General features: G+C 56.3%; 16 protein-coding genes. 9 read left to right on the top strand and 7 right to left on the bottom strand.

The window, feature by feature from the left end:
• Window positions 1-912: 912 nt before the first annotated feature.
• The gene (locus tag GA645_RS14435; RefSeq protein WP_152223702.1) at window positions 913-1,368 is read left to right on the top strand and encodes a glycine zipper 2TM domain-containing protein; all 456 of its coding nucleotides are present in this window, start codon (window positions 913-915) and stop codon (window positions 1,366-1,368) included.
• 301 nt (window positions 1,369-1,669) lie between these two features.
• Here the strand turns inward: GA645_RS14435 and GA645_RS14430 are convergent, their stop codons facing one another.
• Window positions 1,670-2,227 carry a DnaB-like helicase N-terminal domain-containing protein gene (locus GA645_RS14430; protein WP_152223701.1) on the bottom strand — a complete coding sequence of 186 codons (558 nt, stop codon included), beginning with the start codon at window positions 2,225-2,227 and terminating at the stop codon, window positions 1,670-1,672.
• 1,318 nt (window positions 2,228-3,545) lie between these two features.
• Between GA645_RS14430 and GA645_RS14425 the strand changes: the two genes are divergently transcribed.
• Window positions 3,546-4,667 carry a hypothetical protein gene (locus GA645_RS14425; protein ID WP_256676157.1) on the top strand — a complete coding sequence of 374 codons (1,122 nt, stop codon included), beginning with the start codon at window positions 3,546-3,548 and terminating at the stop codon, window positions 4,665-4,667.
• 143 nt (window positions 4,668-4,810) lie between these two features.
• On the opposite strand, the gene GA645_RS14420 is transcribed toward GA645_RS14425, so the two are convergent.
• On the bottom strand, window positions 4,811-5,002 hold the full coding sequence (locus tag GA645_RS14420) for a hypothetical protein (RefSeq protein ID WP_152223700.1): 192 nt from the start codon (window positions 5,000-5,002) through the stop codon (window positions 4,811-4,813).
• Window positions 5,003-5,019: 17 nt separating this feature from the next.
• Window positions 5,020-5,241: a hypothetical protein gene (locus GA645_RS14415; protein ID WP_178119547.1), complete on the bottom strand. Its 222-nt coding sequence runs from the start codon at window positions 5,239-5,241 to the stop codon at window positions 5,020-5,022.
• Between the two features lie 1,571 nt (window positions 5,242-6,812).
• On the opposite strand from GA645_RS14415, the gene GA645_RS14405 reads away from it, so the two are divergent.
• The 7 genes from GA645_RS14405 to GA645_RS14375 all read left to right on the top strand — a co-directional run bounded on the left by GA645_RS14405 (window position 6,813) and on the right by GA645_RS14375 (window position 15,442).
• Window positions 6,813-7,229 (top strand): type II toxin-antitoxin system MqsR family toxin, encoded by a 417-nt coding sequence (locus GA645_RS14405; RefSeq protein WP_152223698.1) that lies wholly within the window; start codon window positions 6,813-6,815, stop codon window positions 7,227-7,229.
• Window positions 7,229-7,876: a type II toxin-antitoxin system MqsA family antitoxin gene (locus tag GA645_RS14400; protein WP_152223697.1), complete on the top strand. Its 648-nt coding sequence runs from the start codon at window positions 7,229-7,231 to the stop codon at window positions 7,874-7,876. Before GA645_RS14405 ends, GA645_RS14400 begins: the two co-directional genes overlap by 1 nt.
• A 1-nt stretch (window position 7,877) precedes the next feature.
• Window positions 7,878-8,279, top strand: a complete 402-nt coding sequence (locus tag GA645_RS14395) for a hypothetical protein (RefSeq protein WP_152223696.1) — start codon at window positions 7,878-7,880, stop codon at window positions 8,277-8,279.
• A 387-nt stretch (window positions 8,280-8,666) separates the two neighbouring features.
• Complete coding sequence (locus tag GA645_RS14390) at window positions 8,667-10,121, top strand: DUF3375 domain-containing protein (protein ID WP_152223695.1); 1,455 nt, start codon at window positions 8,667-8,669, stop codon at window positions 10,119-10,121.
• Window positions 10,118-10,873: a DUF4194 domain-containing protein gene (locus GA645_RS14385; RefSeq protein WP_152223694.1), complete on the top strand. Its 756-nt coding sequence runs from the start codon at window positions 10,118-10,120 to the stop codon at window positions 10,871-10,873. Before GA645_RS14390 ends, GA645_RS14385 begins: the two co-directional genes overlap by 4 nt.
• Window positions 10,866-14,252, top strand: a complete 3,387-nt coding sequence (locus tag GA645_RS14380) for an ATP-binding protein (RefSeq protein WP_152223693.1) — start codon at window positions 10,866-10,868, stop codon at window positions 14,250-14,252. The genes GA645_RS14385 and GA645_RS14380 overlap by 8 nt, the downstream gene beginning before the upstream one ends.
• A complete protein-coding gene (locus GA645_RS14375; protein ID WP_152223692.1) occupies window positions 14,249-15,442 on the top strand; it encodes a DUF3322 domain-containing protein in 1,194 nt (397 codons plus the stop codon). The genes GA645_RS14380 and GA645_RS14375 overlap by 4 nt, the downstream gene beginning before the upstream one ends.
• A 310-nt stretch (window positions 15,443-15,752) precedes the next feature.
• On the opposite strand, the gene GA645_RS14370 is transcribed toward GA645_RS14375, so the two are convergent.
• The 4 genes from GA645_RS14370 to GA645_RS14355 form a co-directional block, all read right to left on the bottom strand.
• Window positions 15,753-16,733 carry a hypothetical protein gene (locus tag GA645_RS14370; RefSeq protein WP_152223691.1) on the bottom strand — a complete coding sequence of 327 codons (981 nt, stop codon included), beginning with the start codon at window positions 16,731-16,733 and terminating at the stop codon, window positions 15,753-15,755.
• A 199-nt stretch (window positions 16,734-16,932) separates the two neighbouring features.
• Window positions 16,933-17,733 carry an OmpA family protein gene (locus GA645_RS14365; RefSeq protein WP_152223690.1) on the bottom strand — a complete coding sequence of 267 codons (801 nt, stop codon included), beginning with the start codon at window positions 17,731-17,733 and terminating at the stop codon, window positions 16,933-16,935.
• Between the two features lie 70 nt (window positions 17,734-17,803).
• Window positions 17,804-23,212 carry a YadA-like family protein gene (locus GA645_RS14360; RefSeq protein WP_178119546.1) on the bottom strand — a complete coding sequence of 1,803 codons (5,409 nt, stop codon included), beginning with the start codon at window positions 23,210-23,212 and terminating at the stop codon, window positions 17,804-17,806.
• Between the two features lie 322 nt (window positions 23,213-23,534).
• The gene (locus GA645_RS14355; protein WP_152223688.1) at window positions 23,535-24,275 is read right to left on the bottom strand and encodes a hypothetical protein; all 741 of its coding nucleotides are present in this window, start codon (window positions 24,273-24,275) and stop codon (window positions 23,535-23,537) included.
• Window positions 24,276-24,281 lie beyond the last annotated feature (6 nt).

Here is a 24,281-nt window from a genome sequence, read left to right as displayed (position 1 = left end):
CAGGGCCAGTTGTCTTTGATGTTGCCAGTCTATGCCGGCCGCTGGCCGAGTCGGCCTTGGCAACCAGGGTCATAACGTAAACCTCTCCAGAGCCTAGTCGGCGTCAAGAACCAATGAAGGGGCAAAGGTACAAAGCGCGTATTGCGAGGCGGAGTAGGCAAACTCCTAAGATTGGGGAGGCGCTTTCTGATTCTGGCTTAGCCATGCTGACACGCGAATCGCACCTGGAGAGACTGCCGGTTCGATTGCCCTGCAAACAAGTAATCTCGCAAGCAGCAGTACGCCCAACGCACGGGCGTTGCAGTGGCTGGCGAATGTTAGATAGAGCCGCAGATGTCTAGACTCTCGGAAACAGATCGCGCCTTGTTGTCCGCCATTCATAGCCTCATGCGGGAATATGGTATTACCCGGTTGCAACTGCTCAAGTTGATAGGTCATGAGTCATCCCGCCCAGTCTTCTGCGGGCCGGTTCCTCGCCCACTGCGCACGTTCCGCCACCCGATTACCGGAGCCTGTATCCGAGTGCGCTCGGACAGAAAACTAGCCTATCGAGCATGGGTTGCTGAGTTTGGCGAGGAGGTTGTGGCTAGCTGGGTGGTGGACTCCGATATGAGCCCCTAGCGCACCCTGCTTCCCGCCTCACGTACTAGAGCCCCGGCAACTTCATCACGCTGATTCGCCGGACTTGCCCCGGAGCCCCGCCGCAAAGCAGCGGCAAATTCAGCGCTGCGTCATTCCGGGGACTGGCCACGCCAACGCGGCATCGCTGCGCTCCAGGCGCCGGCTCCGTTTTGCACGGAACAGGTATCCGGGATCGGCGCTGCCCGAGTCTCCGGATGGCATGGAAACCGCACTCGAACATCACACAAAAAATGATCGGCAGTGCAACAGCCCTTTGTGAGGAACTTATTGATGAAACCCATGACTTCGTGGATCGCCGCTCTTGTCGTCGCCGCTTCCCTGGCCGCTTGCGCAAACGTCGGACCGGGCAACGGCGGACCGGGTGAAATGGAAATTCGCACCGGACGCATCGAACAGATCACCCTGACGCAGATGCAGACCAACCACGACAGCGGGATCGGCGCCGTGCTCGGCGGCGTAGGCGGCGCGGCACTGGGCAGCCTGATCGGCCAGGGTACCGGCCGCGACGTGGCCATGGTGGCCGGTGTCCTGGGCGGCGCCCTAGCCGGCAACTATGCGGAGAAGAAGAAGTATGACCAGCCCCAGGAAGCGCAGCAGATCATCGTTCGCATGAAGAACGGTGTCCTGGTGTCCGTCACCCAGCCGGTCAATCAAAGTCTGGGCCAAGGCATGGCGGTCTACATCGAGGACACTGGCGGTGATGCGCGCGTAGTACCGCAGAGCTGACTCCAGCGGATGAAGGATCGGCTCGACTGCCGAAATCCCCAGCAACGGATGTCTTGAAGACCTGCCTCCCGGCAGGGCTTCTTGATTTTGCCACGACAGGCCTCATTTCACTGACCTGCGCGCCCCAGGATCTCTTTCGGCTAGAGGCGGAGAGGCCGGAACGCGGGGGATGAATCTTGGGGCGGCGGACTTCTGCAGACTTGGCGATCAGCCGCTCACTACATCCCACACGAAAGACCAAACAGTCACAGGCTCCGGCCGCATTTGCACAGGGCCATGTCTCTTGATTATGCAATCGGAGTCATTCTGATAACGAGGAGACGGCCTCATCCCCGTACACATAGCAGACCCGCAGACCAAGAAGCTCATCAGGTAGGGCCTGATTGTGTCGGACGAGGTCATCAATAGTCGCAACCCAAGCCCTGCCGTGGGGCCAGCCATTTGCCTTAGCCGAGAGCAGGCTGCACACAGCTCGGCGCTGCTGTCTCGGCCCAACGTTTGATCGGAGCATCCCAAGCCCACGAAGCACGCGCGTTAGTCCAAGCACCTGCCCACGACGAACCGGAGTACTTTTCGCCATTTCTGCGATGAGCTGCAAACCACCCGCCTCCTGATAGCTCTCATCACCTTCCAAGCATTCGGTCAATGTAACGACGTCGATTGGGGAGCCGTTGCTCATCAGCTCTTCCATGGCAAGATAGATCCTGCAATTGACGTACCCCGCGAAGTCTCCGGGGTTAAGCTCCTTGGCGACATCCCACCAAGCGTCGTTGGCGAGCATCAAGTATCCCAGCAGGTATCGTTCTGCGAGCTCCGCAGTTGCTTCGAATACAGGCTCCAGGCCGTTTTCAGATTCCATGCCATTCTTCCGGGAAAAATTGACTGATCACTTCGACAACAATCGAGCGACAACACTCTGTCTCGACCATACTGGCATGGTCTTCCGCACTGCAATCCGAATACTCGGCAATGCTCATAGCGACTTGATTGGGGCGTGGGTGGTGACGCCGCAGCCATCAAACTGCAGGCCGTCCAAACCACACGGATCGGTCACCACCAAACAGCCGAAAGCCAGAGAGACGAAACACTTGGATGGAACAGGAGGACCTCAGCAACGTGCATGCCGTTGGTCACCATGTGAAACGCCATGTGCATGGCTCCTACGGAGAGCCCAGAGATTGAACTCAGCAAACCCCACAACTGAAATGTCGACTTCATAGTCACCTTCAAGCGACTCGCCTCAGGCAAACTTTCCAGAGCACTTGCCAAACACCAGCAAGTGCTGCCCATCTTCGATCACCAGCGCTTCTCCAGCCCCCCACTCAATGGGGGGCTGATTTCGCAAAGTCACACTCACAATCAGGCTATCGGCATAGAACCGATGGAATGCAATTGATGGGCATCGCGCGACCGAATGAATACCAGATGCGCTGTGCACGTGGCGTAGCCTCATCCCCCTCTACAGAGATTGCTCAATCTGCTGAGCATCGATATTTAGGGTGTGATGACTTGGGAGGCCGTTTTCAAAAGAATCCGCGCTGTGCCGTGTGAGCAGCCAGTGCAGGATACTGGGCGAAAGTCCGGTGCTCGTTAGAGCAACCCTGTGCCTTGGCGGCCTTCGGGCCGCCCTTTTTTCCCCTCATTCAGAGGGCGAGGTTTCAAAACTCAGGGGCCAAGTACCGCCGGACCAACCACCCTGCTCTAACAGGCGAAAATAAAAAAGACCGCCCCAATCGATCCGGCCTTTTGCACGTCTCGGGCCACCTAACAGGAGAAACTTACCAAAAGCAGATTCGGATTCGATCGTTCCCTCAGTTTCCTAAAGCAATCTCTCCAGCGGCCCACTTATCTTCAAGCTCACGCCTGGCCGTGAGCCTGTGATTCTGGCACTCGACCATTTGCTGATCGGTCTTCCAGTTGTCGCCCCCACGTGGAGCTTGGTAGTACCGATCCCATGCAGCATCATGTTGGCGCTGCGGTTTCGCGGCGACCTCCGCCACCTGAGCTTGGTGCCTAGAGATCGCTGCCTAAGCGCCTGAAGGACCGTTGGAGCACAGATATCTGCCGCACCTTAATTAGCTATTTCACCTTGATTAGCTGTACAGCTAATCATAGGATTTTAGCTAATCTGGCCCTGTCGTTTGGCTAGCCAATCAATCTGGGTGACCACATCTGTGATGGCGAACTCCTCGAATAATCAGCAGCAATCGCGCTTCGTGCGAGAGATGCTTGGCCTAGTGAGGCAGGCGCTGATAGAGGCCTTTGACAGCGGCGTAAAACTAGAAGCGCGCTCCATGCTAATCACCTCGGAGCGCCTTGATGACCTGTTCGAAATCGACGGGGTTGGAGAACCTGTAATTGTTGCGGTTGCGGTCATCCGAGCAGCGTATCCTCGGGATATCCATCGGATGAGCTGGCACCTGGATCAGCTAGACCTGTGCCCGGAAACGGCAAAGGCAGGAAACCTCGTAAAATTGGTCGCCGCAGATCATCTCAGTCCTGGAGCAAAGTCAGCACTCAAAGGTAAGGGTTACGCCTTCTTCGAACGCAGCGGGAGCCTTTTTCTGCGTACGGAGAAAATACTCATCAACATTGAGCGCCCTTCGAAGTCGCCAGCCCACTCACACCCAATTGACTTATTCACAGAAGCCCGTGAAGGCGCAGTACATGGACTGCTCAAAAACGCCTTTCAGTGGGTAGCAGGTACTGACCTCGCAGGTTACTCACAGGCCTCCACCTACACCTGCTCTGTTGTTCTCCAAGAGCTAGAACGTCGCGAGTGGTGTGAGACGCAAGGCGCAGGTAGAAATAAGCGGCGCAGGCTTGTTCAGCCTGGACTGCTCTTGGATGACTGGGCTGCACATTGGCAACAGAAAAGTGTATGCAGAAGCCGCGGGTACGTCTTTGTCGAAAACCCTCGCATGCTGATCGAGCGCCTTGCCTACTTGATCAGAGAGTCTGGATTAGACTGTCCTTGGGCATTTTCCGGAGCTGCGGCAGCGAACCTCTATGCTCCTTTGCTCACCAGCATAGATTCAGCTGAAATCATCGTTCCACCTGGGTATGCGGCCATTCTGGCAGCAGCCCTGAATATGAGGCCCGCGTCAAAAGGCAGCAACGTCACGATTGTCGAGCGTGAAGGGACCAGTCTGCAGTTTCGAGAGTTTCAGGCCTTGTATCCCGCCTACTTCGCTAGTCCATACATCCAATACCTCGAACTGCTTGATGGGCGTGGAAGAAGGAAAGAGCTGGCGATCCATCTCAGAGAAAAGCTGGAGCAAAAATGGGTGTCGGTCTAACACCACAAATCGCTGAGCTGATCAACGCAACGCTTCCGATGGAAGCATAGGGCGTGCAAATGTCCGCGTTGGATTGTGGATTCAGCAACGTGGTCAAAACGCTCGGCGAAACGGGAGGAATGAATCCGATTTAGCGGTTCCGATTAGAGCGAGCGAACCACCCGGCCTTCGTGAATTTCCGTCACGAAGATTTCCAGCGTATCGGCATCCTGCTCCAGTTGGGAAGCCATGGTCCGGAGCTCTTTATCCAGCTCCGGCACCATGGTGGCAAATGACTTAAGTCGATCAGCCACAGAGGCGTTGTTGAACGACGTTGTCCGCAGAGCCTGGAGCATCTGCAACTCTGCTGCATTCAATCCAGCACCTGTATGTGACCATCTTGAGTTCGCTCAGCAAGCGTTCTGAGCTTCTCAGCATCGTCCTTCAACAGCGCGATGACGTCAGCAATATTCGCAGCGTACCCAGTTGGTAGTTCTTGTCGCGCTTGGTCGAGCACCAGCGCAATCGACTCACTGCGGAATGCCAACTCAGCAAATGTCACACGAAGCCGTTGGGTCGAGTAATCCAATGACATCTCAGGTTCCTCATCAATGGTGGCGCCCACACCAAGCAGTCGCCATTTCGATGCCATATCGACGTGCGTCGGCAAAGCATTTCCACGGTCCCGAGGCCGAGCAGACAATTTTGTTAGCAACCTTCACTAGCACCTCGTATGGCACTAGATCACCTGGATCTCCCCAAGAGAAGTCAATCAGGGCCCTCGCCCCGTTCGGATGAATGTAACTGATTGGGCCAGACCTATCCGTGATCAGGTGCATCGCGGTGCCCTCATGCGCTGTATTTTGATAACAGCGGTAGCCCAAGCCAGCTTAGCTTTCCATTGCATTTTATCCACTTAACTGGACGGGAGTGGATGGCACTATTCGGGCCTCAGGTATCGTGACGACGTTCCTCCACTGGACCCAATGATCGACTGCCCACCACTCCCCTGCTGCTAGCGCCGTTGCTGGAATCGATCGATTCCGTCTGACGTTGCAGCTTGGGGCTTATGAAGTTGCAGTCGTGATTGTTGAGCGCCTTGGACGTTGCTAACGTCCTGGCCACCAGTGCTTCGGCGACGCTGGTATAACACCAAGAACGGCTGCCAGGCATCCCGGATGGCTTTGCCGTTGCCCTTGCGATAATTGGTGAAGGCCTTGAAACCGTCGAACGGTAACTGCCGCAGACTTCGATCTCTTCGCTTTTTACCACTATTCAAGGCCCTGATTTTTTAGGGGCCTATTTCATCTCTGGGGAGCGACCCGATCTACCTCCCCTTCTCGCCCGTTCTGGGCAACCAGAACCCCCTCAACCTACACGAGGAAAACCGCTATATGTGCGGTCGATATGCACTCCACTAGAAGCAGCGATGGAGCGGTACCGGCATATCGGGGCGCGGAACTCCGGCCCCCGGATCAATCGCGCCTGCAACGTCGCGCCGACCGATCTTGTGCCCATGGTGGTCCTGAATGAGGCAGGAGAACTGGAAGTCGTGTCGCCAGTTGGGGTTGATTCTTTCCGGTGGAAGCAGGCGAAGCCGCCGCAGAAGAGCGTCAACGGCCGGAGCGAGAGGCGCCGACGAAGCCCATGTGGCGGATGTGGTCCGGGACCGGCGCGACCTGTCGCCAGCAAGGGCGGTTCGAGTGGAACAAGAGGGAGCCCGTGAAGGCCAAGGCCGGTGGAGGCGATCCGCCGCTGAATGCCGGTCATCCTGGCGCCAGGGCAGTGGGTGACCTAGTTGTCGCTGGAGACGCCACTGAAATCGGCCTGCGAGGCCATAGCGCTCAGTCAGCAGGACTTCATGGCCTACCGCATATCCTCCCCAGGCATCGGGAACATTCGGAACCAGGGCGCGCAGCTGATCGAGCCGAACTAGTGGCACTGTTGAGAGCTTCCATTGCTCATGCGGAGTGGGGAAATTGGCGTCTTAGCAAGGACCTTTGAAAAATGGCACCCTACGATGGCAAAATGCCTAAGCGACATGGAGGTCACGGTGCAGATTGCCGCGTCCTTACGAGCTAGGGTCAGGAGACCAGGAGCCCTCCCGCCCGTCTTGCTCATTTTTTGACCACTTACCGGCTAGCTTCACTGGATTTTTTTACCATAATGGTTAAAACTAGAACCCTGCCTCCGCATCCAACGAGCTCAAAGCCAACTGATGCTGAGCGCAAGATCGCCGGCGGTGCTTGCTATGATCTTTCGGAGATTAAGAAGGTGGGCAAAGCAGCGCAAAGAATCATGCTCGTTACGAAGGATTGCCAACAGGATGTTGCACATCTATCGATGGATACCGAAGACGTCAGTCTCGCGCTCAACGCGCTCTCCTCTGCTCACTACCATGATTCAGAGTGGTGCCAGACTAGCCCGCACAGCCCTTGGATCGCATGCGACAGCTATGTCATCAACTATAGGCATGTCGATAACAAGCGCTCCTACAGCGGCGGAATTCGCCTATATCTGAAATTCTTTCTTTCAGGAACGGGCGATGTTGTGATGTTTGTTTCTTTTCATGAGTCAAAATAATGAGTGAATACAAAGTTTGCCCAGTCTGCATGAGCGGGCACCTTATCCCAAATTTTTATAGCTCTACCAGCAGCTATAAAAATGTGACGTTCACCATTGATAGCTTTGAACACTCGATTTGTTCAACCTGCAATACCAGCCTTGCAGACAGCGAGCAATCAAAGCGAAATAAAACTCTTGTAATTGACTTCAGGCGCACTGTTGATGGGCTCTTAACTACCAACGAAGTTCTCAAAATAAGAAAAAAACTTAAGCTTAATCAAAAAGACGCTTCCAAAATAATCGGGGGCGGTGGAATTGCATTTGCCAAGTATGAGTCAGGCAGAATCAACCAGAGTGTTGCGGTAGATAGCCTACTTAGGCTTCTAGATGACAAGCCAGAACTCCTTGCAACGCTTAAAGAATACAAGTCAACACGAGAACTGGCCACTAAGATCACAACAGAGATATTCCTGCAGGTGACGCCTCATACAGCACCATGCTCTGCAACCGGCGAACACCGTCCCAGAGCACCATTCTCTGCATTTTTCGAAAAAGTAGCAGAGGTTTCGGAGGCTGCACTTTCGTTCTGCGGCATATCTCAGGTTGCACAACTGCCACAGCGCTCTGAAAAAAATCGCGCATTAATTTTTGGCGACCTTTATTAGCATGAAAAAGCTACCATCTTCCTTTGCAATAATCCTTGCGAGCGACGTTCGATTAGAAGTCGATCAAAAGTTCACTATGACCGGAATATTTCCGGGAACTATAGTTATACACAAGAATCCAGGCGAAAGCTACGGACTATTAACCCTTGCCTGTTACGCAGAGTTCTATGAAGCCGATGGCCCTTATAGTATTAACATACAGGTAAGCATTCCGGATAGCGAAGTGCTTGCTCACGCAGAAATACCAAATTCAGACGAACACAAAGGCACCATGACCATTGCCGGAAAATTCCAGAACATTAAGATTGAGAAAGATGGAGACTACAATCTCTCCATAACAATAAACGGAAAGTCCTTCACCAAATCATTCGGGGTGGAGCTAGTCGAAACCGAATCCGAATAAAAATAGCCCCAATCGATGGGGCTTTTTATTTTCCCGTCAATACCAGCCGTTCCCAAATAAGCTTACTCGCGGGCCTTCACCGCTGCCTCTAGACTCTTCTTGTACCCCAGCGGCCACTTAGTCTGACAATCACTGCGCAGCATCTTGCCTCGTCATGATGACGGCGCAGGCTCCCGAATTGTCGCGGTATGCTTCTCACCGCCTCGTCGAGTGGCTGCTGACGGAAGCAGATGCACGGATGGTGCTGGAACTAATCAGCAGGATAAGCCATGGTGTGGCTATCTGACCTACTGAAACTCAGCATGTTTTCCAGATATGGTGTGCGTGGAGTGCTGGAGCACCTCTGAGACCAGCACCTGACGTAATTCGATACACAAGGAGGTGTCGATGAGCTTGCACGAGCAGCAGGCGCGTTTTAGGCGATTGCTCTCCGAGCATGCGGCGTGGCGTCTGCTACGCGCTGAGAATGCGTCCATTATTCTTGCCTTCATTAATAACCTCTTCACTCAAGACAGCGAAGCGCCGTTCGGGAAAGCACGTGTCGCGCTCGAGGCGGAGCTGCCGATTTGGCAGGAGGCCTATGGCCTTCACGACAACGCAGGCACCTATCTGCGCCAATGGATCCAGGCGGGCTGGTTACGTGAGCTTGATGACAAGCTCACCCGAACCGATGCTTTTGAGTTGGCACTGCGCTTTGCCCAAAGCCTGGATCAGCGAGACAGTAATGCCACGGCCTCGCACCTACGTATTGTGCAAGATGCTGTACGGAATTTGGCTGTCGCCCTGAGCCCAAACCCGGAAGAGCGAATCACTCTACTAACTGCCCGCCGGCAGGAACTCGATTGGGAAATTGAGCGCTTGCGGATGGGCGATATGCCGGAACTGAGCGCGCCGGAGCAACGTGAGCGTATCCGGGGGCTGTATCAATTGACGTCAGTGCTCACGGGCGACTTTCGTCGGTTGGAGGACGAAATTCGTCAACTCGATCAGCTCATGCGGATCCGCATGATCGAGTCGGAGTCTGGGCGCGGTGAGGTGGTGAAGGCGCTAATGGAGCATGAAGGGGAACTGATCCAGACCGATGCCGGACAGGCCTTCGATGGCTTCTATCAGTTGCTCTGTGATCAGAATCGAATCACTGAGTTCCGTGAACAAATCCGCTCGATCTTGGCACGTCCGGCATCCCAGTATCTGAAGTCAGACGAGCTGCGTTACCTATCCCATCTGGTCCGCGAGCTGGGCAAGGAAAGTGAGCGGGTATTCCAAGTTCGGCGCCGAACCGAGGAGAGCCTGCGGGCTTTTGTGGAAAGCGGCGCTCAGCAAGAGCATCGTGCGGTCGAACGTCTGCTTCGCCAACTGGAGCGGCTGGCGGTGAATTTCAAAGACCAGGAGGTGAGCCTACGCGAGCCGGTGGTTGTGAACCTCCCCACGGGCAGTCTGCGCGTGCGTTCTCCATCCAGTATTCACCTACGACTACCTGAAGAACGCCTGGATACCCGACAGGTGGCCGCAAATACCAATAGTCACGTCGCCAGTCTCGGCATGCTGGAACACCTCAACACGGTCAAGGTGTTAGAAGTGGCTCAGGATGTGAAGCAGTTGCTCACTGAGCACGGCCCGATGACGGTGGCGGGCATCGTTAGTCACCGCCCCATCACCGGAGGATTGGAAGAGCTGGTGGCGCACGTGCGGATCGCCAAAGCAGTCAGCGCTGTGGTGTTGGAACACCCTGAAAGTCTGGTTGTAGTGGATCGGACCGGCAATTGGATTCGGGCCAACATTCCCTCTTTGCTGATGTCCGCCGAGCAGTTTCCAACGGATTTGGAGGAACTCGCCTTATGAACGAGGAAGAGCAGCATTCCCAACAGGCCCCTGCCCTGTTCGACCAGTATCGAACGAATCGGCCTGACACGCCGTCAGTCAGCGGTGAGGTGGAGACGTTTGGGGATGCTCCCGTTGAGCCGCCCGTCGTTGGGGATCCTGAGGTCGGCATGCCACTGGAAGCCAGGCGCGCCTTGGTGCTGTTACTCCGCCAAGGGGTGGTGATGGCCGATAGCAAACGTCTGGCGTTCGAAGCGCTGTGCCGGCACGAGGGCCTGATCGCAGAGCACTTGGGCAACATGTTCATGCGCATGTTGCTGGACATGAAGGCCGGTATCGCCATCCTGCTCCAGCAGGAGGTGGCAGAGCAGGACGAGGAGGCCGACGAAGCGTCACGCCTGATCAACAAGCGCACGCTCAGCCTCTATGACACGCTGCTGTTGCTGGTGCTGCGCAAGTACTACCAGGAGCGAGAAACAGCGGGCGAACAGAAGATCATCATTGATATCGAGCGGATCGAGGCATTGATGACACCCTTTTTGCCGCTGACCTACAGCTCCCGCTCCGAGCGGAGGACGCTCAACGGATCGCTTGCCTTGTTGAAAGATAAGCGTCTCATCAGTGCGCTCCGTGGGGATGACGAGCGGTTTGAGATCACCTCGGTGATCCGCTATGTCGTCAATGCCGATTTTCTTGAACGTCTGTTGAAAGAGTACGAACGCCTAGCGGGTGATGCGGACGTCAAAACGGGCGAAGAGGTGCAGGATGCTTGAGGCAAGCGAGGTAAGTCTGAGTGAGTTGTTCAGCACCGGTCAGATCCGTCTAGCCGAGCTGTCGGTATACAACTGGGGCTCCTTCCATGGCCTGCATTCCGCGAAGATTGACCCCGAGGGCACCCTCATTACCGGTGACAACGGTGCCGGTAAGTCGACACTCATTGATGGGTTGATGGCGCTGTTGCTGCCCTCCAGCAAGGCGTCGTTCAACATCGCGGCTGCTCAAGGGGACCGTACGGATCGCACCTTGATGTCCTATGTGCGAGGAAACTATGGCAAGGCCCATGATGGCAGCGAGACGGCTACCCTGCTGAAACGCTCAGGGGCGACCGCAACGGGGCTTCGGGCGCTGTACCAAGCGGACGATGGTTCGAAGATCACCTTGGCGGCCCTGTTCTGGATTACCCAGGCCAGCAACTCGCTCAACGACCTCAAACGCCTTTTTGTGGTGGGTAAGCGCGATGTGGGCTTGGATGAGTTGTTGCATCTCTTCGGTGAGGGCAATGCCCGTGTGCTGAAACAGCACCTCAAAGAGGACCCGCTGGTCGAGGCATTCGATTCGTTTACTGAGTATCAAGAGACGTATGTGCGGCTCCTACGCATGGAGAACCGTAACGCTCCTGCCCTGCTCTCCCGGGCGCTGGGTTTGAAGAAGATTGATGACCTCACCAGCTTGATTCGAGATCTGGTCCTGGAGCCCAGTCAGGTCAAGGAGCATGCCCGGCTTGCGGTCAGTGAATTCGATGACTTGGTCAGCGTCCATAGCGAACTCGATGATGCTCGGCGACAGCGGGATGCCCTGCTTGAGTTGCCAGAGACCAGCCAAGCACTGAATCAGGCCAGGGAGGAGATGCGGCGGATCTCAGCTGAGCTAGCCGGCCTGCCGGTCTACTTTGGCGAACAGTGCTCTCGACTGAGGCAAATGCGCCTGAAGCAATACGAGGCGGAACTGCTTCAGTTGGCAGAGGAAATGACCCGCCTTGGAGCTTTGGAGGAGCAAGCAACGGAACGGGTACAGGCATTGTTCCATGCCTACCAGTCGCAAGGTGGTGAGCGACTGGAGGGGCTGCGGAAGGACTTGAAAGCGGCAACGCAGGTGCATCACGACAGTGTGCGCGATGCGCGCCTGTATCAGATGGATGTACGAGACCTTAGTCTGCCCGACACGCTGTCGCTCGACGTATTCAAGGAAAACCAGGTGAGAGCGCAAACGGAACTGGCGGATATGCCGGCGTTACGTCAAGCGCGCCAGGATCAGTTCGCTTCGTCGGCAGCGAACCTCTCCCGTGAGCAAACACAGCTCAAGGAGCTGGTAGGTGAAATCGAAGACATGGAGTCGCGACCGGACTCCAACATTGAACCTTCCTATCAGAAGCTCCGCGACCAACTGGTAGAGAGCTTGTCGCTAGATCCTGCGGAGGTTGTTTTCGTTGGCGAGCTGATCGATGTCCTGGAGGCGCATCGACCTTGGCAAGGCGCCATTGAACGGGCGCTGGGAGGGCATCGCACCACACTGCTGGTGCCTGATGAGCGATATCGCCTGGTGACCAAGTGGCTGAACACTCGCCACACGGGTCTCCATGTCAGGGTGCAGGTTGTTCGGCTGAACCAGCATCCGCAGGTTGCTGAGTTCCTACCGGATGGCTTTCTAAAAATGCTGGATTGGAAGCCGCACCCCTATCGTGATTGGCTGAAAAAGCACCTCTCACGCTTCGACCTGCACTGTGTGGCATCGACTGAAATACTGGACCAGACCGACTTCTCGATGACCATCCAGGGCCTGGTGCACCTGGATAAAGGGCGATTTGAGAAGAAGGACCAGCAGCGCATTGATAACCCACGTTTCTGGTGTTTGGGATTCAGTAACAAGGGGCGTCTAGCGGCGTTAAGGAAGGATCGTGTCGAGTTGGAGGCAGAGGTCAAGAAGTTGGCCCAGCTTACAGCAGATGCGCGCACGGCCATGGACGACCTCGAGAAGCACACTCGGGTGTGGGAGCGCATCGCCCAGCTCACCTGGGCGGCACTTGATGTCCAGTCAGCGCAAGATCGGATGCAGTCGCTGAGGGCGGATCTAGAGGCGCTTGAACGGCCTGATAGTGAATTGGGAGTGGCGAAGGCTCGGTGGGAGCAGGCAGGTGCTGAACTGAAGGAAGTACAAGGCAAGAAAGAACTGGTCAGCAAAAAAGTCGGGGGGCTGGAGAGCGACAAGCTCAAGGCGAACCAACAGCTGGAGCTGGCGTTAGATGCCGCCCGGACCGGTTTGGCGGATGAGGTCAGGGAGTTGCTTTCTAAGCGTGTGGGACAGCTAGACCTTGACGATTTGGAGATGGTTTCAGAACTCGAAAATCGCCATCGATCAGCGCTGGAAGAGGCCCGTAAGGGGGCCCACAACCGAGAGTTTCGAGCATCGAACAAGGCTAGTGGGATTGTCTCCGAGTTCAAAACAAAATGGCCTCTCATCGCCAATGATTGGCTCGCCGGCGTGGATGCCCTAGAAGAGTACGTCGATCACCTGGCCCATTTGGAGCAGGAAGGATTGCCAGACCTGGTCGAGCGTTTCCGAGAGCGCTTGAACCGCAACGCAACACAGTCGCTTGCTCGAATCAGCCAAACCATCCAAGCCGAACGTGAGGACATCCAGGACCGAATCGAAACGATCAACGATGTTCTGGAGCGCACGGAGTTTCGGCAGGGAACCTACCTTCGTCTGGGAAGTCGGCCAGAAATCTTCGAACACGTGAAAGCATTCAATGCACAGTTGATGCGCGTGCTGGCGCGAGCTGGAAGTGACGATCATGAGGCTCGCTTTGTCGAGCTGAAGGAACTGATCGAGAAACTGGAGAAAGCCACCAATCCTGCAACCTCGGGCAATCTAGAGAGTCTGCGACTGTTGGACTCGCGCTACCAGCTGTCCTTCTACGCCGAGGAAGTAGAGAAAGGCAGCAAAAAGGTACGCGATGTGCTGGAGTCTTCCAGCGGTAAGTCAGGCGGGGAAAAGGAGTCGTTTGCCGGCACGATAGTAGCTGCCAGCTTGGCTTACGTGCTGACGCCCGACGGCAGCGACCGTCCGCTCTACTGCACCGTGTTCCTGGATGAGGCGTTCTCCAATACCGCCGAGGCGGTGAGTCGCCGGGTGCTCAAAGTCTTCCGAGAATTGAAGATCCACGTGAATCTGATCACTCCATACAAGAACCTCAACCTTGCACGTGAATCGGCGCGCTCGCTGTTGATCGCAGAGCGTGACCAGGACAAGCATGAAAGTCGGCTCTGTGAGGTCACCTGGGAGGAAATTGACGAGCAGTTGGCGAGTCATGAACAGCAGAGGCTGCAAAAGACAGCCAGTTCACTGGGGATCGAAGTGGAGCCAGCTCTGTGAGGGATTGGGGACGGCTTCCAGATGACGTTGTTGAGGAGCTGCGCCGACTGGAGTGGGACCATACAGGCCGGCTGCGGGAGCGACTCTTGGGTACGCGACCTTTCCCCATTCCTTGCTTGCTGAAGCCGCCAACCGGTAGCCAGGCGCTTGAGGATCTTGACCATTTCCATGGCTATATCGCGGCCTGGCGGAAATGGCTGTGGCCACATCAAGTGGTATGGGTGACGAAGCGATTTCGGCAACTGGGTGAATGCGAAGTCCCGATAAGGTTGGAGATCGAATCAACGCAAGCCCTCATCGCTGCGCTGGGGGTTGAGGCTGTTGAACGAAGCAGAGGCTGGGCGGAGCGAATGGAGCCGTTGCTCTCGTTGGATAAAGCTCTGTTCACTACCCTCATCAAGCAGCTTGGAGAGCTGGAGAAGCTCTCCATGACTGACATCCATTTACTGGCGTGCCTGCTGCCGCAACTACAGTGTGGAATGGGCCAGCGTCGATACTTGCGGGCCCTGCCACTACAGAGGGTGGATACGAAGTTCGTGGAGCTGAACCAGAGCCTAATTGCCGCTCTGTTGGATTCGATGCACAACCAAGAGGTTTCCGCTCATGGCGGGTTAGAGGCTTGGTTAGGCTGCCGCGCCACACCATCCAACTGGCTTCACGTGAAACCACTTTGCCCTGACGTGAAAGGTCGCCTTGCTGGGCTTGATCTCGTTCGGCTGTCCTTTGAGCAACTGATGGCCTATCCGCTGCCCGCTCGGAGTGTGCTGGTGATCGAGAACCTCCAGGCTGGCTACGGACTTCCTGAGCTACCAGGCACCATTGCAGTGTTCGGAGGAGGCGCAAATACCGCCTGGTTACAAGCCGAGTGGCTGAAGGACAGAAGGGTAGGTTACTGGGGGGATCTCGATACATGGGGGCTGAAATTCCTCGCCGATGCACGGTTGAGGCAGCCCCATGTTGAGGCCGTGATGATGGATCGCGACACGCTGATTGCCCATGTTGAGCGCGGGGTGTGCGAAGAGCGACCAGCCGAGCTACCGGACTATGGCCTGACTCTTACTGAGCGGTCCCTGTTTGAGGACCTGCGCTCTGGTCGGCTCGGAATTGGTCGACTAGAACAGGAACGGTTGTCTCAAGACTACGTAGAGCAGCAACTTGGCGTATGGCATCATGCCGTCGCTGCGATATAGCAGCACTGGGCGTTTCTGCCGGCCACGATTGGCAGAGAACGCATCCGCTGCTCAAGCAGTAGTGCATCATTGCCAGTAAGCGCCACCCTCCCCTTGCTGGATACCTCGCAATTCGCGAACACACTGTTACGCCTCGGCGCAGCACTGATTTCAATATTTTACGTAGGTGTTCCTCAAATACCGCAGGCCTTCAGCTGGAGTCGCCCCTTCATGGCTTCTGGACTATCGACCGGAGTGATTTTCCCAAGCTCATCGGCGATCGTTGAACGCCCTAACACCAAATCCGAGCAGTTGGGGTTTCAATTGCAGGTCATTGAACGGGGGGAGCCAATAGCTTGCTAATCGACGGATCGAAGTACGCGACGTGCAACCGATAGTCCTGCCCAAGCAGCTTGCCCTGGCCATACCAAAGCACGCCACTTTGAAGCAGTGACAGACCCTGGGCGTTTGACTCAAACAAACCACCGTCGGAGGAGCTAAAAGCGAACGACCCCGGCTCCATGCGCAGTAAGCGATATTCAACACCCGATGACGGCGTTAGCGCTTTGATACGCTCTAGGTACGTCGGCGCAAACTGCATGAACAACTGGCCGGATGCCACTTCGTACTCAGCAACGGAGAGCCCTGGTCGGCGCCGCAGCTCTGCTGCAATCAAGGCAAATATATCCGCGTTAGTGCGAGCAATAGCCAATTTTACCGACAGGGCGTGTTGCAGGTCAGCTGCGGCGACGTGCTGCACTGTCTGCTCAACGTACGCTGTAGATCCCGCATTAGACTCAGCCGCGTTTGGTTTCGGGACCATCTGCTCATCTTTCTTAGCGAGTCCGCTAGATCCTTCAGCACTGAATTCAGCTACAGAGGGCGCCTCCGCTTGGTCGAGCTCGCGGGGATCCAACTGTCGCGACACACTGCTCGCCAGGTACGCGGCGCAGGCCGTTTGCTGGCTAGATTTGTCGCCGTTTACCAGCCTGGAGAGCTCCTTCGGAATCTGCCCTGCTTCAGCCTTGCTGAGTTTTAAAGCTTCATTTACTTGGCCTTGTTCGAGGTCTCCCTGGGCCAAGCCACAGATCTGGTCCATATACTTCGTGTGAGGCTGGCCACTGAAGCGAGGGGCCAATTCGGACACTCCGCGTTGAATGATCGGAAGCGCAGGAATTTCTAGCCAATTCCGCGGCAGAGAATCAGCGACAGGATTCATGACAGCCAAGCTGGACACTGCGACCTTGTTGTCACAGCCGGAAAGACAGAATGCGCCCGCAAGCATTGCGGCTGCAAGAATTCGGATTTTCATTGGATTTCACATAAAAAAGAGCTCCCAACCACGGTTACGCATGCCTATTCAGGCTCCCCATCGAAGCCAAGAGCATTCAGTCGCGTAGCGTCAGGCTGAGAGCTTGAAAAGCCCCCTCGGGACTTGCATCCATTCCGAGGGGGACCGGCAAATTGTGGATTAGGGAGGCGGATCCTTCGCTACCGTATCGGGCGGAGGATTACTCGGATTGAATGGTAATTTGAGTGCGACGATTAGGCGCCAGGCACTCGATCACCTGCGGCGATTTTGCTCCTGGGCAAACCACCAGAGGCTCAGCGGACCCACGGCCATCCACCTCGATCTGTGAGCCCTTCACTCCACGGTCAACCAGATAGGTGCGCACAGCATTGGCGCGCTGCAGCGACAGGCTGTTGTTGTGGGCTGGACTACCGAAGCGGTCGGTGTAGCCGACAATGCTGATGCTGATCAGCTTCACTTCATTCAGCTCGCCGATCAGTTGATCCAACTTGGCGCGGCCTTCCGGGCGCAGTTGCGCACTATCGAAACCAAAGGTGGCGTCGGCGGCCAGGTTGATCTTCTTGACGCTAGTTGCGGCCATCTCTTGCACCGGAGCTACCGGCTCCATGCAATTGGCCGGCAGGTAGAAGAATGACTGTGCAACCATGTTTTTATCGAAGAGTACCTTGTACTGGCAGACCTTGTCCGGCTGGCCAGCAGGCTGGCGGAACTTGAAGATGTAGTCCCACTCACGAACGCCGATCATGCCCTCGCTGAACTGGGGGTGGCCGACCAACTCCATCACCTGCTTCTTGCTCATACCAGGACGCATCTTGCCCAGGTTCTCCAGATTGACGTAGTAGCCTTCCAGCATGGAAGCATCCTTCATTGCCGGGAAGATCGGCTGTGCGGTCTTGCCAGCGTCATCGACCTTGCTCACAGTACCGCAGGCCGTCAACACCGCCAGCGCAGTTACAGCTACAGCCACACGCAGGCCACTCAGAGAAAATTGCTTGAACATATTGAATACCTCGAAACCTTTTGTCAGGGAGCCGGCAAGAGCCGACTCCCGCTTTTAAGCTACCGTCGGGTTACCACTGGTAACCCACGCCGACCGACACGCCGAACTCACCCTGGGAATCCGTGCTACCAGCCAGCTTGGTGACCCACTTGCCGTTGTCGGAAATTCGCGACACACCAACTGCCAGTGCCTGCTGGCCGCGATAGTTGCCCGCACCCACGGAGGCCATGCTGGCGCCCGGGCTGTAGGGTTGCGGCAGAGCTGCAGCCGCCATGGCTCCGGCGATACCGGCGCTAAGAATGTCGTCCTGCTTGTTCAGGTCACGCTTAAGGTCCGAGTAAACGTTGTTGATGCTGTTGCTCAGATCACCCGTAGCCTTGTTCAGCTGACGCAGGTTCACTGCATCAGTGTCCGCCGAGCCATCTGCCACGTTGGTGACCTGGCGCTCAGCTCCAACACTGCCCATCGACACGCTATTGGCGCGATCAGCCACCGAATTGTTACCCAGCGCTACCGAGTTGCTAGCAGTCGCCTTTGCATTGCTGCCGAGGGCGGTACTGTTGTCCCCCGAGGCCACTGCACCAGCGCCGCCAGCGGTCGAATCCTTCCCTGTGGGCTTAGGCTTGGGCAGGTTGCTGGTGTTGTTCGTCTGGAACATCCCGTCGGTGCCATTCTTGAGATTGGTTACATCGCCCTCGACCTTAGTAACGCGGTTGTCGACATTGGTAACCGTCTCATTGATCTGCTTAACCGTGTTGTCGGTGTAGTTCTTCGACTCTGCAACGGCACCATCAAGCTGACGCAGGTTCACCGCGTCAGTCGCTTCCTTACCATCAGCGACATTGCTGATAGTGCGAGTCTCACCAGTGGCGGCATTGCCCACAGAGATCGTACCGACGCTGTTATTGGTCGCATTGGAATACTTGCCGGTGTAGCTTTCCGCGCCGCGACCGTTATCGCTGGAGCCTTGGCCCAAAGCCACGCTACCGTCAGCACTGGCAGCCGCACCGTCCCCCATGGCCACAGAGCCTTTACCGCTGGCTTTAGCATCCGGACCAACCGCAACCGAATTCTCACCGCTGGCTACCGAGTCCGCCTTGGTGGAGTTGGCGTGGAAGTACTTGATGCCACCACCATTGTTGATGCTGGTGATGGTGCCTTCGATGGTGGTGACGCGATTATCGATATAGGTAACCTTCTCGTTGGTCTCGTTGAGCTGAGACATGTTCACCGCATCGCTGTCAGCCTCACCGCGAGCAACGTTGGTGATCTTGGTGCCGCCGGTTTTGGTCACGCTGTTGTAGGTATCACCACCCAGGGTGATGTTGTTGTAGTTGATGGTGCCGTCAGGATTCCGGTCGTACTTCACCGAGCTCTGATCCAGGTCACCAACACTGGTGTTCAGGTCATTGATCGCCGAGTTGGTGGCAAACAACTGAGAGCCATTCACCGCATCGGTGCTATCGGCGCTCAGACGGCCAGCCGCAACATTGGTGATGGTGCGCTCGTTACCAACGGAGCCAACGCTCACGGTGCTCAGCGGGTTGGCGCCGGCGAAGTTGTAGTCCTTACCGGCAATCGTCGTACCGGAGGTGCTCACGGCAGCTGCGGTTTCCGAACCGGCGCCCAGGGCGACATCGTTGGCATTGTTGGCCTTAGCCTCGCGACCCAGCGCCAGGCTGCTCTCGCCAACGGACAGCGCGTTGTAGCCCACAGCAGTGCTGCCTTGGCCTTCGGCCGAAGAGTCACTTGCAACCAAGCCAGCTTCATTGGTGCGAGCATAGCGGATGCCCACTCCATGAATGTCGGTGTAACTGGTGCTGGTGTCACCGGCGATGTAATTGATCGTGTCACCGAGGTTGGTAACGTTGGTGTTGGTCTCGTTGAGCTGCGACATGTTCACGGCGTCGCTGTCATCTATACCGCGAGCAACGTTGGTGATCTTGGTGCCGCCGGATTTGGTCACGCTGTTGTAGGTATCACCACCCAGGGTGATGTTGTTGTAGTTAACGGTGCCATCCTGGTTGATGTCGTACTTCACCGAGCCCTTGTCCAGGATATCGATGTCGATGCCCAGGCCATTGATCGCCGAGTTGGTGGCAAACAACTGAGAGCCATTCACCGCATCGGTGCTATCGGCGCTCAGGCGGCCAGCCGCAACGTTGGTGATGGTGCGCTCGTTACCGATGGAGCCCACACTCACAGTGCTCAGCGGGTTAGCACCGGCGAAGTTGTAGTCCTTACCGGCAATCGTAGTACCGGAGGTGCCCACGGCAGCTGCAGTTTCCGAACCGGTGCCCAGAGCAACATCATTTGCATTGAGGGCCATGGCCTCACGGCCCAGCGCCAGGCTGTTCTCACCAACGGACAACGCGTTGTAACCCACAGCGGTGCTGCCCTGACCTTCGGCCGAGGAGTCGCTTGCCATCAGACCGGCTTCGTTGGTGCGAGCGTAACGGATGCCCACACCATGGATATCGGTATAACTGGTGCTGGTGTCACCGGCGATGTGAGTGATCGTGTCACCGAGGTTGGTAACGTTGGTGTTGGTCTCGTTGAGCTGCGACATGTTCACCGCATCGCTGTCAGCCACACCGCGAGCAACGTTGGTGATCTTGGTACCGCCGGTCTGGGTCACGCTGTTGTAAGTGTCGCCACCCAGAGTGATGTTGTTGTAGTTAACAGTGCCATCCTGGTTGAGGTCGTACTTCACCGAGATATCGGCCAGCTCCTGCAACTGGCTGACGTTCACCGCATCGGTGTCGGCGCTGCCGGCAGCCACGTTGGTGATCTGTTTGCTGCCCGCATTGATACCGGACCCGGTGATGCTCGGACCGCCAGCGATGGTCAGGCCGTTGTCGTTCAGCAGGCTATTGCCGATGATCAGGCTGCCCGCTGCCCCCAGGTTCAGATCGTTATTGAGGTTCACCTGCAGCTTGTTGCTGGCGGCGTCATAGGCAACAGAAGTGTTGCTGCCATCGGCAAAGTTCACCGACTCACCGGTGCCGATCTTGTCGCCAGCGCCACCATTGGCCTGGACGCTCCAACCCTCGTAGGTGCTGGCCTTCAACTGGCCGTAGTTCACTGCGTCGGAGTCGGCGGTGCCGGCAGCCACGTTGGTGATCTGCTTGCTGCCTGCATCGATACCGGCCCCGGTGATGCTCGGACCACCAGCGATAGACAGACCGTTGTCATTCAGCAGGCTATTGCCGATGGTCAGGCTGCCCGCTGCACCCAGGTTCAGGTCGTTATTGAGGTTCACCTGCAGCTTGTTGCTGGCCGCGTCATAGGCAACCGAGGTGTTGCTGCCATCAGCAAAGTTCACCGACTCACCGGTGCCGATCTTGTCGCCGGCGCCACCATTGGCCTGGACGCTCCAACCCTCGTAGGTGCTGTCTTTCAGTTGCTTCACGTTTACCGCATCGGTGTCGGCGCTGCCGGCAGTCACGTTGGTGATCTGCTTGCTGCCCGCATCGATACCGGTCCCGGTGATGCTCGGACCACCAGTGATAGTCAGGCCGTTGTCATTCAGCAGGCTATTGCCGATGGTCAGGCTACCCGCTGCACCTAGGTTCAGGTCGTTGTTGAGGTTCACCTGCAGCTTGTTGCTGGCCGCGTCGTAGGCAACCGAAGTATTGCTGCCATCAGCAAAGTTCACCGACTCACCGGTGCCGATCTTGTCGCCGGCGCCACCATTGGCCTGGACGCTCCAACCCTCGTAGGTGCTGTCTTTCAGTTGCTTCACGTTTACCGCATCGGTGTCGGCGCTGCCGGCAGTCACGTTGGTGATCTGCTTGCTGCCCGCATCGATACCGGTCCCGGTGATGCTCGGACCACCAGTGATAGTCAGGCCGTTGTCATTCAGCAGGCTATTACCGATGGTCAGGCTACCGGCGGAAGACAAGTTCAAATCTTTGTTCAGCGCAACGCTCACAGTGCCCGCATCTTGGGCGCCACCTGCCGTCACACTGACGTTGCTGTCACCACCAAAGGTGACCTTGCCAGCTGGGCCAATATTGGCCTTCGTGCCGGAGCTATCGGCTACGTTCCAGCCTGCGCTGGCGAGGTTCTCAACAGACTTCAACTGGGCTACGTTTACCGCATCGGAATCCGCCGAACCTGCCCCCACACTGGTGATCTGACGGCTGCCTACGTCGACTGCAGCACGAGTTGCGGTGGTTGCACTAATGGCGGCCTTATCGGCCGGAAGCGCCTTAGTCGGTGCATAACCCGCAACACCAGAGGCACGAGAGGCATTGGAGCCTTCGCCCAGCGCAACGCCTCCTGCAGTACTAACGCGCGATTGATTACCCAGTGCGATGGCACCATTGGTGCCGACAGCCAGATTGACGTTGTTACCGATCACGAAGGCGTTGTCAGAAGCGATGGTATTGTTATTGCCCAGCGCATAGCTGCCATTGCCAGTGATAGTACTCGGGTCACCGATGGCGCCGGAGTTATTGCCCGAAACGACGTTGCCGGTACCGATGCTAATCGACTGAGAACCAGTTGCCTTGGCACCCTTACCCATAGCAATACTATTGACCGAAGCCTGCGTCGAGGTACCTACAGCCACCGCATCGGTACCATTGGCTGTGGCACCGGCACCCATGGCCAAGGCATTGTCTTTAGTAGCCAGGGAGTTTTTACCAATGGCAGTGGTTGCGTCAGCCTGAACTGCACCCGTGCCTGCGTTTGTACCGATAGCGACGTTCGACCCGCCCACGCTGACGTTCTTACCAGCATCACGACCAATGGCAATGTTATCGCCCACGCCGGAAACGTTCTGGCCAGAACGCGCACCGATAGCAATGCCCGAGCCGTTGGTGGTAGCCACACCCGAGCCAGATTGATAGCCGATTGCAATGGCCTCTTTGTCAGAGGTTCTTGCATAACCACCAACGGCAACAGAGTTAACCCCACCAGTCCCAGCTGCGACCCCAATTGCTGTAGATAGGCGGCCACTACCTACTGCTCCGTCACCAATGGCGGTAACGCCATCTGCAAGAGTTGTTGCAGCATGACCGATGGCAAGTGAAGATCCACCTGCCCCACTCGATGTCGTACTGGCGAGATATCCAAGAGCCACATCATAGGTCATGCCAGCTGTAGAGCCGTTTCCGATACTCGTAGAGTTCTGACCATTGGCCTGTGCAGCGGCGCCTAGTGCAGTCCCCCCCTTTACAGCGATAGCGCCTGCGCCAACAGCTGTTGCATACACGGGTGTCTGTGCGATAGTTCCTACGACGGTCTTTGCATTATCACCTACTGCAACGTTAGTGGTGACACCTGCATCATCTGCGCCAGTACCGGCCTTGTAAGCTTGAGCAGGACCCACGACTGCAGCAACCAGCAGCACTCCAACTCCGCCACTCACGATACGCGACTTGCCACTCTTGCCATTAGTCTTGGCAAATTCACTCACAGCCACCCAAGCTTGAAGAGTAGCGTTCCAAACGAGACGGTAAACTTTGTTCATAAATATATCCTTGCCTCTCCAATCGATCGGCATATTTGTTTGCCCAAAGTTATTTTTGAGCGAAGGGATAAGGGCAGCCTTAGAGCACTGATAGCGCAGCCTTGAGCTCTCTTAAGCGCAAGAGTTACTGGAGCACCCAATGGAGCGAATTAGTTTCAGGACTAAGTGAGAGTCAATATTTCTCAAGCCCGATAGATATATGATTGCGAAAAGCTCTTTATAAGCCTGCCAGCCCTTTCCTGATGAGATGTAGGAAATTTCCCAATTTGCACAGAAACGCCTGGAGCAACGAAACGAGATACCATGGCCGATTCACTAGCAATCAGCGGGAGAGCTCGGCAATAGCGCGCTCAAGCAACGGGCGCTCAAGAGACTCATTGGCATTGGCATATTCACGCTGATACAACCGCAAGGCCGCGGCTTGATCATTAACGACGTACTGGGCAAATCCGCCAGCGAAGAAGGCCGACTCAGCGCGCAAATCGCGACGATCGGCATCGGCGATAGACATGGCGTTGATGGCAGTGAATACCGCCTCGGCACGGCCCTGACCTGCGTACAGATCAATCAGCGCCTGGTGCACTGGATCTTTGCCTTTCAGGCTGCGGGTCTGGACTTTAAGTTGCTTACGCAGCTCCTCTGGCTCGCCCTGCCAAGTACGCGCCGTTAGCCACAGCTGCCAAACTTGGGCGTAAGCAGCATCACGGGGAATAGCGCTGCTAGCAATCACGCCGAAGGCCTTGCGAGCGTCTGCATAACGCTCCAACAGGACCAGGTTCACTGCCGATGGCACTGCGCTGACAGTCTTCAACTCGGTGCTGGAGAGCGCATCGAACAGTTGCCGTGCCTGCTCATGGCGGCCACTGGTGTCGTCAGCGAGGGCCTGGGTGTAAGAAACTTGCGGGGCGACCTGAACCGAAGAGTGCGTTTGGCTGAATGCATTAGTAGCGCCAATGCCCATCGGGCCGATCAGCATAAGCGAAAGAAATAGACGGGAACGCATATGCCCAACACTGGAGGCTTGAGCAGCTTGCTTGATACGGGATTTGAGAGTGTTTTTCATGGTCAC

Source organism: Pseudomonas sp. SCB32 (genome assembly GCF_009189165.1).
Classification (GTDB): domain Bacteria; phylum Pseudomonadota; class Gammaproteobacteria; order Pseudomonadales; family Pseudomonadaceae; genus Pseudomonas.
Note: the sequence above shows the minus strand (reverse complement) of the source record. Positions and strands in the feature narration are given on the sequence as shown.

Bases quoted from the DNA above. Each gene is read 5' to 3' on its own strand.
- GA645_RS14435 (WP_152223702.1), top strand. From the start codon at position 913: ATGAAACCCATGACTTCGTGGATCGCCGCTCTTGTCGTCGCCGCTTCC.
- GA645_RS14430 (WP_152223701.1), bottom strand. From the start codon at position 2,227: ATGGAATCTGAAAACGGCCTGGAGCCTGTATTCGAAGCAACTGCGGAG.
- GA645_RS14425 (WP_256676157.1), top strand. From the start codon at position 3,546: ATGGCGAACTCCTCGAATAATCAGCAGCAATCGCGCTTCGTGCGAGAG.
- GA645_RS14420 (WP_152223700.1), bottom strand. From the start codon at position 5,002: ATGCTCCAGGCTCTGCGGACAACGTCGTTCAACAACGCCTCTGTGGCT.
- GA645_RS14415 (WP_178119547.1), bottom strand. From the start codon at position 5,241: ATGTCATTGGATTACTCGACCCAACGGCTTCGTGTGACATTTGCTGAG.
- GA645_RS14405 (WP_152223698.1), top strand. From the start codon at position 6,813: ATGGTTAAAACTAGAACCCTGCCTCCGCATCCAACGAGCTCAAAGCCA.
- GA645_RS14400 (WP_152223697.1), top strand. From the start codon at position 7,229: ATGAGTGAATACAAAGTTTGCCCAGTCTGCATGAGCGGGCACCTTATC.
- GA645_RS14395 (WP_152223696.1), top strand. From the start codon at position 7,878: ATGAAAAAGCTACCATCTTCCTTTGCAATAATCCTTGCGAGCGACGTT.
- GA645_RS14390 (WP_152223695.1), top strand. From the start codon at position 8,667: ATGAGCTTGCACGAGCAGCAGGCGCGTTTTAGGCGATTGCTCTCCGAG.
- GA645_RS14385 (WP_152223694.1), top strand. From the start codon at position 10,118: ATGAACGAGGAAGAGCAGCATTCCCAACAGGCCCCTGCCCTGTTCGAC.
- GA645_RS14380 (WP_152223693.1), top strand. From the start codon at position 10,866: ATGCTTGAGGCAAGCGAGGTAAGTCTGAGTGAGTTGTTCAGCACCGGT.
- GA645_RS14370 (WP_152223691.1), bottom strand. From the start codon at position 16,733: ATGAAAATCCGAATTCTTGCAGCCGCAATGCTTGCGGGCGCATTCTGT.
- GA645_RS14365 (WP_152223690.1), bottom strand. From the start codon at position 17,733: ATGTTCAAGCAATTTTCTCTGAGTGGCCTGCGTGTGGCTGTAGCTGTA.
- GA645_RS14360 (WP_178119546.1), bottom strand. From the start codon at position 23,212: ATGAACAAAGTTTACCGTCTCGTTTGGAACGCTACTCTTCAAGCTTGG.
- GA645_RS14355 (WP_152223688.1), bottom strand. From the start codon at position 24,275: ATGAAAAACACTCTCAAATCCCGTATCAAGCAAGCTGCTCAAGCCTCC.